13 protein-coding genes and 1 pseudogene are annotated in these 14,419 nt (G+C 72.1%); 12 read left to right on the top strand and 2 right to left on the bottom strand.

The genetic code is table 11. From position 1 onward, the window contains the following. Positions 1–2 precede the first annotated feature (2 nt). On the bottom strand, positions 3–794 hold the full coding sequence (locus tag DCI01S_RS09270) for an ROK family protein (protein WP_061228954.1): 792 nt from the start codon (positions 792–794) through the stop codon (positions 3–5). Positions 795–968: 174 nt separating this feature from the next. Between DCI01S_RS09270 and DCI01S_RS09265 the strand changes: the two genes are divergently transcribed. Further along, entirely contained in the window at positions 969–1,589 is a 621-nt protein-coding gene (locus tag DCI01S_RS09265) for a malonic semialdehyde reductase (RefSeq protein WP_061228953.1), read from the top strand. A 58-nt stretch (positions 1,590–1,647) separates the two neighbouring features. Here DCI01S_RS09265 and DCI01S_RS17205 read toward each other — a convergent pair whose 3' ends face one another. After that, positions 1,648–1,785: a hypothetical protein gene (locus DCI01S_RS17205; protein WP_156482568.1), complete on the bottom strand. Its 138-nt coding sequence runs from the start codon at positions 1,783–1,785 to the stop codon at positions 1,648–1,650. A gap of 417 nt (positions 1,786–2,202) precedes the next feature. Here DCI01S_RS17205 and clpB point away from each other — a divergent pair, with 417 nt between their 5' ends. The 11 genes and pseudogenes from clpB (at position 2,203) to fbaA (ending at position 14,153) form a co-directional block, all read left to right on the top strand. Continuing rightward, positions 2,203–4,767 carry an ATP-dependent chaperone ClpB gene (gene clpB / locus DCI01S_RS09260; protein ID WP_061228952.1) on the top strand — a complete coding sequence of 855 codons (2,565 nt, stop codon included), beginning with the start codon at positions 2,203–2,205 and terminating at the stop codon, positions 4,765–4,767. 201 nt (positions 4,768–4,968) lie between these two features. Then, complete coding sequence (locus tag DCI01S_RS09255; protein WP_082767722.1) at positions 4,969–5,856, top strand: sulfurtransferase; 888 nt, start codon at positions 4,969–4,971, stop codon at positions 5,854–5,856. Between the two features lie 114 nt (positions 5,857–5,970). Then, positions 5,971–8,091, top strand: a complete 2,121-nt coding sequence (locus DCI01S_RS09250) for a hypothetical protein (protein ID WP_061228951.1) — start codon at positions 5,971–5,973, stop codon at positions 8,089–8,091. 132 nt (positions 8,092–8,223) lie between these two features. Continuing rightward, the gene (gene pyrE / locus DCI01S_RS09245; protein ID WP_007629136.1) at positions 8,224–8,781 is read left to right on the top strand and encodes an orotate phosphoribosyltransferase; all 558 of its coding nucleotides are present in this window, start codon (positions 8,224–8,226) and stop codon (positions 8,779–8,781) included. Between the two features lie 6 nt (positions 8,782–8,787). Next, positions 8,788–9,570, top strand: a complete 783-nt coding sequence (locus tag DCI01S_RS09240) for a lysoplasmalogenase family protein (RefSeq protein ID WP_244881693.1) — start codon at positions 8,788–8,790, stop codon at positions 9,568–9,570. Further along, entirely contained in the window at positions 9,567–10,370 is an 804-nt protein-coding gene (locus tag DCI01S_RS09235; RefSeq protein WP_061228950.1) for an SDR family oxidoreductase, read from the top strand. Before DCI01S_RS09240 ends, DCI01S_RS09235 begins: the two co-directional genes overlap by 4 nt. Further along, a complete protein-coding gene (locus DCI01S_RS09230; RefSeq protein ID WP_061228949.1) occupies positions 10,367–11,050 on the top strand; it encodes a TrmH family RNA methyltransferase in 684 nt (227 codons plus the stop codon). The genes DCI01S_RS09235 and DCI01S_RS09230 overlap by 4 nt, the downstream gene beginning before the upstream one ends. 31 nt (positions 11,051–11,081) lie before the next feature. Continuing rightward, positions 11,082–11,561 (top strand): DUF2975 domain-containing protein, encoded by a 480-nt coding sequence (locus DCI01S_RS09225; protein WP_061228948.1) that lies wholly within the window; start codon positions 11,082–11,084, stop codon positions 11,559–11,561. Then, positions 11,561–11,773 (top strand): helix-turn-helix domain-containing protein, encoded by a 213-nt coding sequence (locus DCI01S_RS09220; protein ID WP_061228947.1) that lies wholly within the window; start codon positions 11,561–11,563, stop codon positions 11,771–11,773. Before DCI01S_RS09225 ends, DCI01S_RS09220 begins: the two co-directional genes overlap by 1 nt. Positions 11,774–11,940: 167 nt before the next feature. Continuing rightward, a pseudogene (locus tag DCI01S_RS09215) lies at positions 11,941–12,936 on the top strand (MsnO8 family LLM class oxidoreductase). A gap of 179 nt (positions 12,937–13,115) precedes the next feature. Next, entirely contained in the window at positions 13,116–14,153 is a 1,038-nt protein-coding gene (gene fbaA / locus DCI01S_RS09210) for a class II fructose-bisphosphate aldolase (RefSeq protein WP_061228946.1), read from the top strand. The last annotated feature ends 266 nt before the right edge of the window (positions 14,154–14,419 follow it).

Below are 14,419 nucleotides of genomic sequence, written 5' to 3'. Positions count from 1 at the left end.
ACTCAACGCATCTCCGGCAGCGCCAGCCCCGCTGCCACGGCCGCCCCGAACAGCGCCGTGTCCCGCGACGGCGAGTAGACCACGCGCGGGACGGGCACGGTGATCGGCAGGGACTGGAGCTGCTCGGCGACCGGCCCGTGCAGTGCCTCGCCCAGCCCCACGACGATGCCGCCGGCGAGTAGGACCGTCCGGGGGCGGAAGAGCTGGACGGCGTCCACGAGGAACGATCCGAGCCGGTAGGCGTAGATCTCGGCGGCGCCGTCGCCGTGCTCCCGCTCGAGGTCGTACAGGCCGTGCCCGCCCAGTCCCCACCACGCCTCGGTGTTGGTACCGTCGCCGACGATCCGCCAGTGCCCGAGGTCCCAGCCGGTGTGGCCGCACGGGTGGATGAGCGCGCCGTGGTGGTTGAGTGCGCCGAACGCCAGGGACGAGCCGAGGGAGATGGCGATACCGCCGAACTCGACGTCCGGGAGCCGCGTCAGCGCCAGGGCGTGGGCGTCACCGTCGCCGATGACCGAGACCGGCGCTTCGATCAGCGACACCAGCTCGGTGCGCAGGTCGCACTCCGCCCACGCGGCGGCGCGCGACATGACGACCCGCCCGCGGTCCGCGTCGACGTGGCCGTTCAGCGATACCCCGACCCCGGCGGGGGAGCGGTCGACGGCGAGGATCGCGGTGGCGAGATCCTCGGCGGTCGCGACCTCGGCACCGTGGACGCCCACCACGTTGCCGTCCACCACGGCACCGATCCGCGTCCCGCTGCCGCCGATGTCCACGACCACGCCGTTGCGCATCGCCGCACCTCCCTCTTTCGTGCCTACATTCTCACCACTTATTCGTAGCGGGTGCGCGGAGGGTTTGCCGCCGGTGACCGCGCGCCGGCCGGCACACAGGCCGCCGGCCGGGGTGTGGCCGAGATCATGCGGAGACCGGAGATCGGACGTCGCCGCGTGTCGTTAGTAGTAGACATGACCGCTACTTTCAACGCCCAGAACGCGCTCGCCCTCGACGAGCAGGCGCAGGACCTCCTATTCCGCGAGGCGCGCACGGCCAACGCCTTCACCGATGAGCCCGTCACCGACGAGCAGATCCGCGCGATCTTCGACCTGGTGAAGTGGGCGCCCACCTCCATGAACATCCAGCCTCTGCGCGCCATCGTCATCCGATCGGAGGAGGCCAAGGCCCGGCTGCTCCCGCTCCTCGCCGAGGGTAACCGCGCAAAGACCGCCGCGGCCCCGGCCGTCGCGCTGCTCGCGGCCGACATCGACTTCCACGACGAGCTGCCCACGCAGTTCCCGCACTTCCCCGGTGCGCGCGATCTGTTCGCCGGTGACGAGGACGCCCGCGTGAGCACGGCCGAACTCAACGCCGGGCTGCAGATCGGCTACGCGATCATCGGGATCCGTGCCGCCGGCCTCGCGGCGGGTCCGATGACCGGCTTCGACGCCGAGGCGATCTCCCGCGAGTTCTTCCCCGACGGCCGCCACCGCGTGCTCATGGCCATCAACATCGGCAAGCCGGCCGAGGAGGGTGCCTGGTTCGACCGGCTCCCGCGGCTCGGGTACGACGAGGTCGTCGAGACCCTCTGACAGAGCTCTTCTCCACCTCTCCGACGGGCCGGGCGCTGCGGCGCCCGGCCCGTCGGCGTCATCCGGCGGTCGTCCAGGCGAGGACGTCGACGGCCCAGACGATGTCTCCGATGACCCCCGGCGGCGCGCCGATGGTCGACACGGGGATCTCACGCCCGCACGGCCAGTGGGCGATGTGTCCGCTTTCGGTGGTCATCACGGCGTAGTCGAGGTCGGCCCGGAGCCCGACCGGCGGCGAGTGGTCCTCGGGCCGTCGCGGCGACCATTCCCCGCGCAGCGGCCGGGGCGCGCCCGGGATGGTGGTGTCCCGGTGCTCGGCGGGGACCTTTTCCAGCAGTGAGGGGGGTCGTGCCGACCACGGCCAGCGCGATCGCGATCGGCACGACCACCGCGAGGACGTAGATGACGAACCTGGTGGCGCGGGCCACCGGACTGTAGTGGAGTCTATTCAGTTGTGGACATTCGTTCACATCAGTCCGCGGTCCTTGTGGCGCGATCTCTGACTTGAGTGGAATAGACTCAACCCGACAGTCGTTGTAGAGGGTGTCCGGCAGTGAACAACTCCGGTATTGATTCCAGTACGCTCAACACTACGCCTAGAAAGGACCGGTCGATGAGCCAGTTCAACCCCACGACCAAGACTCAGGCGGCTCTCTCGGCCGCCGTCCAATCCGCGTCCGCGGCGGGTAACCCGGATGTGCGACCCGGGCACCTGCTCGTCGCCCTGCTCGAACAGCAGGACGGGATCGCCACCCCCCTCCTCCAGGCCTGCGGGGTGGACCCGCAGCTCGCCCTGACCCAGGCCAAGGCCCTCGTCAGCGGATACCCCAAGGCGTCGGGCTCGGGGATGGCCGCCCCCAACTTGAATCGCGACGCCCTCGCCGTCGTCAACTACTCCCAGGCCCTCGCGGCGGAGATGGGCGACGACTACGTCTCCACCGAACACGTCCTGGTCGGCATCGCCGCAGGTGGCGCTCCTGGCGCCACAAACGCAGACGCGGCCAAGCTCCTGAACGAGCTCGGCGCCACCGAGGACGCGCTCAAGCAGGCGTTCACCGCAGTCCGCGGCAACACCCGCGTGACCACGGAGAATCCCGAGGACCAGTACCAGGCGCTCGAGAAGTACGCCACGGACCTCACCGCCCGCGCGCGGGAGGGCAAGATCGACCCGGTCATCGGGCGCGACTCGGAAATCCGCCGCGTAGTTCAGGTCCTGTCCCGCCGCACCAAGAACAACCCCGTACTCATCGGTGAACCCGGCGTCGGCAAGACCGCCATCGTGGAGGGCCTGGCCCGCCGCATCGTCGCCGGGGACGTCCCCGAGTCCCTCAAGGGCAAGACCCTGCTCTCGCTGGACCTGGGCTCGATGGTCGCGGGCGCGAAGTACCGCGGCGAGTTCGAGGAGCGGCTCAAGGCCGTGCTCGACGAGATCACCGCGGCCGAGGGCCAGATCATCACGTTCATCGACGAGATCCACACGATCGTCGGCGCCGGCGCGACCGGCGAGGGCTCGATGGACGCCGGCAACATGATCAAGCCGATGCTCGCCCGCGGCGAGCTGCGACTGGTCGGCGCCACGACCCTCGACGAGTACCGCAAGTACATCGAGAAGGACGCGGCCCTCGAGCGCCGCTTCCAGCAGGTGTACGTGGGTGAGCCCAGCGTCGAGGACACCGTCGGCATCCTGCGCGGGCTCAAGGAGCGCTACGAGGTCCACCACGGCGTGCGCATCACCGACTCCGCCCTGGTCTCGGCCGCCACGCTCTCGGACCGCTACATCACGCAGCGGTTCCTGCCCGACAAGGCGATCGACCTGGTCGACGAGGCCGCCAGCCGGCTCAAGATGGAGATCGACTCGCGCCCCGAGGAGATCGACGCCGCCGAGCGGATCGTTCGCAGGCTGGAGATCGAGGAGGTCGCTCTGCAGAAGGAGACCGACGCCGCGTCCAAGGACCGGCTGGTCGCCCTGCAGGCCGAGCTCGCCGACGCCAAGGAGAAGCTGTCCGAGCTGACCGCCCGCTGGCAGAACGAGAAGACCGCCATCGAGGGCGTGCAGCGGATCAAGGAGGAGCTCGACGCCCTGCGCACCGAGTCCGATAAGGCCGAGCGCGACGGCGACTACGCCCGCGTGGCCGAGATCCGCTACGGACGGCTGCCCGAGCTGGAGAAGCAGCTCGCGCAGGCGGAGGAGAGCGAGGCCGCGGCCGGCGCGATGCTCAAGGAGGAGGTCGGTCCCGAGGACGTCGCCGAGGTCGTCTCCGCCTGGACCGGGATCCCCGTGGGCAAGATGCTCGAGGGCGAGACCGAGAAGCTGCTGCGGATGGAGGACGAGCTCGGCCGCCGGGTCGTCGGTCAGCACGAGGCCGTGCGGGCCGTGTCCGACGCGGTCCGCCGCGCCCGGGCCGGGGTCGCCGACCCCAACCGGCCCACCGGCTCGTTCCTGTTCCTCGGCCCGACGGGCGTCGGTAAGACGGAGCTGGCCAAATCACTGGCCCAGTTCCTGTTCGACGACGAGCGCGCCATGGTCCGGATCGACATGAGCGAGTACTCGGAGAAGCACTCGGTCGCGCGACTCGTCGGTGCCCCTCCGGGCTACGTCGGCTACGAGGCCGGCGGCCAGCTCACCGAGGCGGTGCGCCGCAGGCCGTACACGGTCGTCCTTCTCGACGAGGTGGAGAAGGCTCACCCGGACGTCTTCGACATCCTCCTGCAGGTCCTCGACGACGGTCGCCTGACCGATGGTCAGGGACGCACGGTCGACTTCCGCAACACCATCCTCATCCTCACCTCGAACCTGGGCGCGGGCGGCACGCGGGAGCAGATGATGGACGCGGTCAAGCGGGCGTTCAAGCCGGAGTTCATCAACCGACTGGATGACGTGGTGGTCTTCGACGCCCTCAGCGAGGAGCAGCTGGAGTCGATCGTCGACATACAGATCGACCAGCTCGCCGAGCGGCTGAAGGCCCGGCGACTGGTGCTCGAGGTCGACGAGGCCGCCAAGGGCTGGCTGGCCCGGCGCGGCTACGACCCGGCCTACGGCGCGCGCCCGCTGCGTCGACTGGTGCAGAAGTCGATCGGCGACCGGCTGGCCCGGGCGCTGCTCGCCGGCGAGGTCCGCGACGGCGACACCGTGCGCGTCTCGCTGGCCGAGGACGGCGAGACGCTCCAGCTGAGCTGAGCCGATGCGGCGCCCGACGGGCCCGGTCACCGGAACGCGGTGACCGGGCCCGTCTCGTCGAGAAGCGCGTTCCGTACCCGCCGATCCCGGGCGATGTGCACGGAACGTACTTGTCGACGAGCCGCGCCGGATGGCGTGAAGCCTGTCACCGCAGCCGGATCGGGCCGCCCACCACGCCGCCGTACGAACTATCCTGGCCACGTGACCAGCGACACCGTCCTCTCGACCACTCGTCCCGACAGCCCCCTTCTCGTCACGGCGCGCGAGCTGATCAACGACGTCTCCAACCTGCCGGTCCCGCCCGTCATCCTCGACGTGCGCTGGCAGCTCGGTGACGCGCTCGGGCGCGAGCATTACTGGTCCGGCCACATCCCCGGCGCGCAGTATCTGGACCTGCCGGGCGACCTCGCGGGCCAGCGCAACGTCCGCGAGGGTCGGCACCCTTTGCCCTCGCCGGAGGACTTCGAGGACGCGATGCGCCGCGTCGGTATCGACAACGACAGTCGCGTGGTGATCTACGACGACCTCGGCAACACCTCGGCCGCCCGCGCCTGGTGGCTCATGCGGTGGGCCGGCAAGAAGGACGTGCACCTGCTCGACGGCGGTCTCAAGGCGTGGATCGCGGAGGGTGAGGACCTCGCCGTGGGGCCCGGCAACCCGGTCTCGCGCGGGAACTTCACGTTCGACCTGGATCACATGCAGACGGTCGGCATCGAGGAGGCCGCCCACTGGCCGGAGCGGGGCGTGCTCATCGACGCGCGCACGCCGGAGCGCTACGAGGGCCGCACCGAGCCGATGGACTCGCGCGCCGGACACATCCCGGGCGCGGTGAACCTGCCCACGATGAACTTCATCGACGACCGCGGCCGATTCCTGCCGTCGGAGAAGTTGCGGGAGATGTTCGCCGAGGTGGGCGTGTCCGAGGGCGACGACGCGGTCGTGTACTGCGGGTCCGGAATCCACGCGTGCCACACGTTGGCGGCGATGGAGGTCGCGGGTCTCGACGCGGGGCGTCTGTTCCCGGGTTCCTGGTCGGCGTGGTCGGCGGACCGCAAGCGCCCGGTCGCGATCGGCCCGGACCCCCGCTAGTCACCCCCTCCGGCCGGTCCGGGCGCGGTTCACAGCCGCACACGGGACCGGGAGGGGCCCACGCGCCGCGCCACCTGGACGGGCGTGTCGGTCGCGCTGGCTACCCTTCAGGGCATGGTCTGGATCTGGTTCCTCGTGGCCCTCGTGCTGCTCGTCGCGGCGATCGCCCTGCTACGCCTGGACGCCAAGCAGCGCGGCGGCGGGCGCGGCGCGGCGCGCGGCGACGGGCGTTTACGGGCGCGTGCCCCCTTGGCCGGTCCGGAAGGCGACGCGGTCGCGGGGGGATCGGCCGGGGTCGACGACGACGAAGCCCCGCGCCCCGCCGAGCCGGCGGACGGGGCCGATCGGGAGCCCGGGTCGCCGGGACGGTCGGGTGAGCCGCTTCTCGCGCCGTTCCAGCGCTCGCGGAGTGCGGGCGTGGAGGTCCCGTCAGCCGGGGCCCGCGATGACTCGGGGGTCGACGCGTCGGCCGCTGACGAGCAGGCCACTGAGGATCGGATCGCTGTCGAGCCGACCGATGAGCCGGCCGCTGAGCCGGCCGACGAACCCGCGCCCCTCGACCCGACCGAGCCGACGGTCGACTCGTCGCCGCGGTTGCTCGACAAGGTGCGTGCGCTCCTTCCCGCGCGTCGGCAGCGGGGGACCGCCCCGGTGTCGGTGGAGCAGGCGCCGGCCGACCCGCTGGCGGATTCGCCGGTGGTGCGTTGGCTTGAGGATCGCGAGTTCGAGCCGACCCCGACGCCGGCTCCGGAGTTCCGGCACGGCGACTTCGCGGGCGGACTGGCCCCGCTCGGCACGGTCTCGCACGGCGTGTTCCGCGGGCGTCGGGCGATCATGGGCGTGACCGGCGGGCGCACGGTGCTGGCGCTGCGCCGCGACACGGCCTCCGACGTGGTGCTGGACCTCAGTCGCCCGGACGTCGACGCCGAGCCGGGTTTCCACGATGCCGGCGAAGTCGGTGCGCTGGAGGCGCGGACGTCGGACTACGGGCGGTTGGACCTCATCGACCGCGACCGCCTGACGGAAGCCGTCCGCGAGGTGCCCGCCGACGTGCGCCGCGTCTGGGCGGAGGGCGAGTGGGCGGCCGCGACGATCGACGGCGTCGACGACCCCTCGTCGTGGGATGACGTGGTGATGGCCCTGCACGGGGTGGCCGACGTGCTGGCGCCGTTCCCGCCGATCGGTGGCCGGGCCCGCGCGCTGCCCGCGGAGATCGATCCGGGCGCTCCCGCTGCCGCCGCGGGCCCCGAGGCCGACCCCACCGTCGGCATGGACGGCGAGGTCGGCACGGGCACTCACGGACTCACCGCGACTGCGGGGCTGCCGGGGTCGGAGAACCTCGTCGTCGTCGACAACGACCGCGGCGACACCCGCGGCGATCTCACGCCCGTCCAGGCCGGCGCCCCCACCGACGCGACCCCGACCGACGCCACCACCACCGACGCCACTCCCACCGGCGACGAGCCGGCGGACGACGAACCGGTCGCCCCGGTGCCCGAACCGCGTCGCGCCGGCCACCTCCGCCTGGTCCCGGACCGGTCGGGCGCGCGCGACCTGACCGACGTGCCCGTCGTGGCCGACCGCGGCGACACGATGCCCGACACCGACCCCGACATGCCCGCCGACGCAGCCGTGCCCGCCGACGCAGCCGAGCCGGCAGGGTCCGATACAGAGCCCGACGAGGCGCCCGCCCCCGAGCCCGACCCCTTCGCCGAGATCATGGACATCACCGGCCCGGTCCCCGCGCGCGGCGACGTCGCGGCCGACCACCTCGCGCCCCGGCCACCGCTCTCGCGGCCGAGCCGGGGCATCGGGCAGGCCTACCCGGAGGACGCCTCGGTGCCGCCGCTCGCCGCGGGGGCGTACAGCGGCGAGGCGGCCATCAAGCCGCTCGGCTCGGAGGACGACGAGGACGAGATCCGCGACGAGGTCGAGCGCTTCGACGCCGCCCGCATCGACGGCGGCTCGGACCTCGAGCGGACGCCGTCCGGCCGCCACGGTTCGGACCCGGCGGAGAGCGCGGAGGAGGAGACCGGCCGCCTGTCGGTCGCCGAGCTCGCGGCGAAGGTGGGCGCCACGCCGTCGCCGGGCAGACGCCGCCGGCGCCGCGCGGAGGACGACGAGCAACCCGCGCACGACGACGGTGACGAGGTCGGCGGCCGCGAGCGACCGGGCGTCGACCCCGACGTCGAGCAGACCGCCCGGCTCCACCTCCCGCCGGACATCAGGGACTGACGCCGGTCGCGGACAAACCGGTCGTGACGTGGTGCGATCCGCGGCCGACTAGAGTCGGGACCACCACCGGCGGCGCCTGGCCCGACCGCCGGGCCCACCGTGTCCGTGCAGCCTGCCCCCGCGAGGAGTCCCATGACCGAGCCCGCCCCCGTCGACGCCCAGTCCCGCGCGCGCCTGTCCGAGCTGGTCGCGGAGTTGGCCGTCGTCCACGGTCGCGTCACCCTGTCCTCGGGCCGCGAGGCCGACTACTACGTGGATCTGCGCCGCGCGACGCTGCACCACGAGGCGTCGCCGCTGATCGGCCGCCTGCTGCGCGAGCTCACCGCGGACTGGGACTTCGACGCCGTCGGCGGGCTCACCCTCGGCGCGGATCCGGTGGCCACGGCGATCATGCACGCGCCCGGCCGCCCGGTCGACGCGTTCGTCGTGCGCAAGGAGGCCAAGAAGCACGGCATGCAGCGCCGCATCGAGGGCCCCGACATCGTGGGCCGCCGCGTGCTGGTGGTGGAGGACACCACGACCACCGGCAACTCGCCGCTGACCGCCGTCGCCGCCCTGCGCGAGGCGGGCGCGGAGGTCGTGGGCGTGGCCACCGTCGTGGACCGCGCGACCGGCGCCGACGACGTGATCCGCGCGGAGGGCGTGGAGTACCGGGCGTTGCTCGGCCTGACCGACCTGGGATTGGAGTGACCTGAGGTGACGAACAAGACGACGACGACCACGACGACGACGAGGTCCGCCCTCGACCGCGTGCGGCAGGCGCTGACGGAGCGCGTGGGCGTGCTCACGGACACCTCTCGCCCGGAGGGGCCGGCGTTCCTCGCGGCGGCCGCGGGGACGGAGATCGCCAAGGCCACCGGCATCGGCGCGCTGGAGAAGCTGTGCAAGCCGCTCATCGTGCCGGCGGCGCTGGCGATCGCGCTGCGGGACGGCCGGCCCCTCTCGGCGGTCGACACCGCGCTGCTGTCGGCCACCGGGGCGGCGTACACGACGGGCGACGTCATCCTCATGCTCGGCGACGGGCACGCCAGCCGGGAGGTGGGCCGGCTGGCCGCGGGGGCGGCGGCGTTCGCGACCGGCCACCTCGCGCTGGGCGCGCTCATGCTGCGCTCGGGCCTGCGGTTCAAGCCTGTGCAGTCGGCCGTGCACGGCGTGGTCGCCGGGGCGGCCGCCGCGGTGCTCCTCGCGGAGGGCCGCGAGAACGCGCCGCTGGCCGCGTACGGCGGTCTGCTCGCGACGCTGTCGGCGCTGGCGACCTCGGTGGACCGCTCGCACGGACCGGCCGCGTCGGTGCTGGCGGTGGCCGGGCCGGTGTTCCTGCTCAGCGACTCGCTCATCCTCGCGCGCCGCAAGGTCAAGGGCGGCACGGTGCCGGCCCGCGCCCTGGACGTCGGCGTGATCGACACCTACGCCACCGCCGCGTTGCTGCTGCTCACCGGCGCCGCCGCCGCGGCCCGCCACACCGGGAGCCGGGCGTGAGCGCGGCGCGCACCGTCCTCGTCACGGGCGCGGGGCGGGGGATCGGCGAGGCCACGGCCCGCCGGTTCGCCGGCGCCGGGTACCTCGTCGGCGCGTACGACCTGCAGCCGTGCGCGTGGGCCGAGGGCGACGACAGGTTCGTCACCGGCGCCCTCGACGTCACCGATCCCGCCGCGTGGGAGGCCGCCCTCGCCGAGCTCACCGCCCGCAGCGGCGGCGCGCTGGACGTGCTCGTCAACAACGCCGGGCTGCTGTACGGCACCCCGTTCATGGACGCGAGCTACGAGAAGGATTCGGCCCTGGTCGACGTCAACGTCAAGGGCGTGCTCTACGGCTGTCGCGCGGCGTTCCCGCACCTTCGGGCCGCATCCGCGCCGACAGTGGTCAACCTGTGCTCGGCGTCGGCGATCTACGGCCAGGCCGAGATGGCCACCTACTCGGCCACCAAGTTCGCCGTCCGCGGCATCACGGAGGCCCTTGACCTGGAGTGGGCCGACCACGGGATCCGCGTGTGCTCGGTGTGGCCGCTCTACGTGGGCACCGAGATGCTCTCGGGCGTCAACACCGCGGGCATGCGCAACATGGGCGTGCGCCTGACCGAGGGCGACGTCGCCGGCGAGATCCTCGACCTCGCGGAGCAGACCCGCCGCACGCCGCGCGGACTGCTCGGTCGGATCCGCGGAACGTTCGGCCGCGAGGTCCACCGCCCGGTCGGCGCCCAGGCCACCGCGATGTACCTCGCGTCGCAGGTCGCGCCGGGACGACTCACCCGGCTGACCAACAAGCGCCTCACCTCGTGACGGAGGCCGCGGCCGGGTCGGCGGAGCCCGGCGAGCCCGCGCCCGGGCCGACCGAGTGGGGCGACGGCGCGGTCGGCGTGGGTCCGTGGGAGGTCGAGCACCCCGGCGAGCCCCGCCCGTCAGGCGAGACCTGGGACCCCGAACTGCTCGACGCCGGCGACCGCCGCAACGTCGTGGACCGATACCGCTACTGGCGGCGCGAGGCGATCGTCGCCGACCTCGACACGCGCCGGCACCCGTTCCATGTGGCGATCGAGAACTTCGGCCACGACGCCAACATCGGCACCGTCGTCCGCACCGCCAACGCCTTTCTGGCCGCCGAGGTGCACATCGTAGGCCGACGCCGCTGGAACCGCCGCGGTGCCATGGTCACCGACCGCTACCAGCACCTGCGGCACCACGATGACGTCACCGCGCTCATGGAGTGGGCCGCGACCGAGGGGTTGCCGGTCGTCGCCGTCGACAATCTCCCCGGCGCCGAGCCGCTCGAGGCGGTGAGCCTGCCGCGCGAGTGCGTCCTGCTGTTCGGGCAGGAGGGGCCCGGCGTCAGCGACGACGCCCGCCTGCGGGCCGCGCGAACAGTGTCGATCGCGCAGTTCGGCTCAACCCGGTCGATCAACGCGGGCGTGGCCGCCGGCATCGCCATGCACGCCTGGATCCGGGAGCACGCCGCCTATTGATTGTCGATAGGTTTCGGCCCATGGTCATTGCATGAACATCGAAAGGCGGGCGGTCCTGCCGCTCCGAACCCTCCTCGGGGTGCTGTTCGCCGTGCTCCTCCTGCTGGAGGTGATGTCGCTGCCGGGTCAGTTCGCCCACATGGCAGAGACGAACTCCGAGTCCGCGCACCTGCGGTGGCCGCTCACGGCCGTGTCGATCTACTGGGTGGTGTGTATCCAGGTCGTGGTGGTGGCCACCTGGAAACTGCTCTCCCTCGTCGAATCCGACCGCATCTTCACCGACGCCTCCATGACGTGGGTCGACGTGATCCTCGGGGCGATCGCCGCCGCCTGGGCCATGCTCGTGGTGGTGCTCGCGCTGGTCGGATTCACGGCGGATGATCCCGGCCTGCCGCTGCTGCTCTTCGTCGTCGTCGTCATCATCACCGTCGCGGCGCTGCTCATGGTCGTCCTGCGCGCCCTCCTCCGGCAGGCCACCGGACTGCGCTCCGAGATGGACACGGTGGTCTGATGTCGATCGTCGTGCGGATCGACGTGGAGCTCGCCAAGCGCAAGATGAGCGTCGGCGAGTTCGCGGAGAAGGTCGGCCTGACGCCCGCCAACGTGTCGGTGCTGAAGAACGGGCGCGCCAAGGCGGTGCGGTTCAGCACGCTCGAGGCGATCTGCCGTGCGCTCGAGTGTCAGCCCGGTGACCTGCTGGAATGGGTGGAGGACGTGGAATGAGGCGCGCGGTGCGGTTTGTTCTGGCGTTGGCCGTCGTCCTGGCGTTGCTCGCGCTCGGCGCGCTGCGCTGGCGAGGGGTGGATTAGGGCGCGGGTCCCGGGACTGGGTCCCGCCTCGTTTCCGCGCCGGGCCCGCCTCGTTTCCCGCGCCGGCGCTACGGTGGGGGCGTGGCACCCACCGATCTGCCGGACACCCTCCGGTTGTCCCTGCTGGATCGGTCCCGGACCCGTCACGGCGAGTCCCACGCCTCGGCGGTCGAGTCGACACTCCGGCGCGCCGAACACGCCGACCGCCTGGGTCTGCACCGGTACTGGACGGCCGAGCACCACGCGGTGCCCGGCATCGCGAGCGGCAGCCCGCCGCTGCTCATCGCGGCCGCCGCCGCCCGCACCGAGCGCATCCGCCTGGGTTCCGGCGGGGTGATGCTGCCCAATCACCGCCCGCTGGTCGTGGCCGAGCAGTTCGCCGTGCTCGAGGCCATGCACCCGGGCCGCATCGACCTCGGCGTCGGCCGGTCGCTCGGCTTCACCGCCCCGGTCCGCGAGGCGCTCGGTGTGAGCGAGTACGACACCGACGCGTTCGACCGCGACATCGCCGCCGTGCGGGACTTCCTCCACGGCCGCGGCCCGGTCACCGCGCTGCCGGTGGTGGAGGACCCGCCACCGATGTTCGTCCTGGCCACCGGCCGCGGCCTGGGGGTCGCCGCGCGCGCCGGTCTGCCGGTCGTCGTCGGCGGTCCGCGCTTGCTGGCCGACCCGACGCCGCTGGAGCGCTACCGGGAGGCGTTCCGGCCGGACGGGGCCGACTCCGAGCCCTATGTGGTGATGAGCCTCGAGGTGATGATCGCCGACTCGACCGACGCGGCCCGTGAGTTGCTGTTGCCGGAGGCGTGGGCGATGGCCGAGTCGCGCGAGACCGGCGCGTTCGGACCGCTTCGGCCGGTCGAGGAGATCCTGGACCGGAAGTTCCGGCCCCAGCAACTACGGCGGATGGAGGAGTGGATGGGCACCGCCGTGCACGGAGACGCGGAGAAGGTGGCCGGGGAGATCGCCGCACTCGTGGAGCGCACGGGCGCCGACTAGATCATGGCGTCGACGTCCACGTACGACCGGGACGCGCTCGCGCGGGCCGACGAGGCGTTCGCCGCGCTGCTCCCCGGATGACATACGGGCGGCCCAGGGGCGGTGCCGCCCCCGCCCTGTCGAGGGCGGTGTCGCGCGGCTCCCGGGTGCGCGGGGTGGGGCTGGCCTAGGCTGGGAGGTGTGCGCCCGCCGTCACGGGCGGCGCCGGCGCCCCGGCCGAGGCCATCCGCACCAAGAACTGAACCACCGGAGGAGACCCCATGCCCATCGCAACTCCCGAACAGTACAAGGACATGCTCGACCGAGCCCGCCGGGAGGGTTTCGCCTACCCCGCGATCAACTGCACCTCCTCGGAGACCATCAACGCCGCCATCAAGGGCTTCGCGGACGCGGGTTCCGACGGCATCATCCAGTTCTCCACCGGTGGCTCCGAGTTCGGCTCCGGTCTGAACGTCAAGGACATGGTCACCGGCGCGGTGGCCCTCGCCGAGTTCGCCCACGTGGTGGCGGCCAAGTACGACATCCTCGTGGCTCTGCACACCGATCACTGCCCCGAGGACAAGCTCGACACGTTCGTCCGTCCGCTCATCGAGATCTCGCAGGAGCGCGTCGACCGCGGGGAGAATCCGCTGTTCCAGTCGCACATGTGGGACGGCTCGGCCACCCCGCTCGACCGCAACCTCGAGATCGCCAAGGAGCTGCTCGAGAAGACGGCCAAGGCCAAGCAGATCCTCGAGATCGAGATCGGCGTCGTCGGCGGCGAGGAGGACGGCGTCGAGAACGAGATCAACGAGAAGCTCTACACCACGCGTGAGGACTTCGAGGCGACCATCGACGCGCTCGGCGCCGGCAACACCGGCCAGCGCTACCTGCTGGCCGCGACCTTCGGCAACGTCCACGGCGTCTACAAGCCGGGCAACGTCAAGCTCAAGCCCGAGGTCCTCAAGATGGGCCAGGAGGTCGCGGTCGAGAAGCTGGGCCTGAACGAGGGTGACCTGCCGTTCGACTTCGTCTTCCACGGTGGTTCCGGCTCGGCCAAGAGCGAGATCGAGGAGGCGCTGAGCTACGGCGTCATCAAGATGAACGTCGACACCGACACGCAGTACGCCTTCACCCGGCCCGTCGCCGCGCACATGTTCACCAACTACGACGGCGTGCTCAAGGTCGACGGCGACGTCGGCAACAAGAAGACCTACGACCCCCGCTCGTACCTCAAGAAGGCGGAGCAGGCCATGTCCGAGCGCGTCGTCGAGGCGTGCAACGACCTGAAGTCGGCGGGCAAGTCCAAGGGCGCCTGACGCCCTGACTCGCCCGGCTCGCCCTGTCGGTTCGGTTCGGTAGGCCCGGTAAGCCCGGACAGCGGCGCTCCTCCCGTGTGGGAGGGGCGCCGCTGTCGTCGGCGGGCATGACGGGTGGCGGCTGTATCGAACCCTTGTGTGATGAATGGCACGCCGGTAGAATCGATCACAGGTTCGAGTGAGGATGCGGCGCGGGCGGGGGGTGACCGGGGTGGATACGACGACGACGAGGGCGTTCGGTCTCGGCGCGCTGCGCGCGGTGGGGG

Origin of the sequence: Dietzia cinnamea NBRC 102147, from assembly GCF_001571065.1 — a bacterium.
GTDB lineage: Bacteria > Actinomycetota > Actinomycetes > Mycobacteriales > Mycobacteriaceae > Dietzia > Dietzia cinnamea.
The sequence above is the reverse complement of the archived record's forward strand: the minus strand, read 5'-3'. Positions and strand labels throughout refer to the sequence as shown.

Excerpts from the sequence above, each read along its gene's own strand:
- DCI01S_RS09265 (WP_061228953.1), top strand. The coding sequence starts at position 969 with ATGACCGCTACTTTCAACGCCCAGAACGCGCTCGCCCTCGACGAGCAG.
- DCI01S_RS09270 (WP_061228954.1), bottom strand. The coding sequence starts at position 794 with ATGCGCAACGGCGTGGTCGTGGACATCGGCGGCAGCGGGACGCGGATC.
- pyrE (WP_007629136.1), top strand. The coding sequence starts at position 8,224 with ATGACCGAGCCCGCCCCCGTCGACGCCCAGTCCCGCGCGCGCCTGTCC.
- clpB (WP_061228952.1), top strand. The coding sequence starts at position 2,203 with ATGAGCCAGTTCAACCCCACGACCAAGACTCAGGCGGCTCTCTCGGCC.
- DCI01S_RS09250 (WP_061228951.1), top strand. The coding sequence starts at position 5,971 with ATGGTCTGGATCTGGTTCCTCGTGGCCCTCGTGCTGCTCGTCGCGGCG.
- fbaA (WP_061228946.1), top strand. The coding sequence starts at position 13,116 with ATGCCCATCGCAACTCCCGAACAGTACAAGGACATGCTCGACCGAGCC.
- DCI01S_RS17205 (WP_156482568.1), bottom strand. The coding sequence starts at position 1,785 with ATGACCACCGAAAGCGGACACATCGCCCACTGGCCGTGCGGGCGTGAG.
- DCI01S_RS09225 (WP_061228948.1), top strand. The coding sequence starts at position 11,082 with ATGAACATCGAAAGGCGGGCGGTCCTGCCGCTCCGAACCCTCCTCGGG.
- DCI01S_RS09220 (WP_061228947.1), top strand. The coding sequence starts at position 11,561 with ATGTCGATCGTCGTGCGGATCGACGTGGAGCTCGCCAAGCGCAAGATG.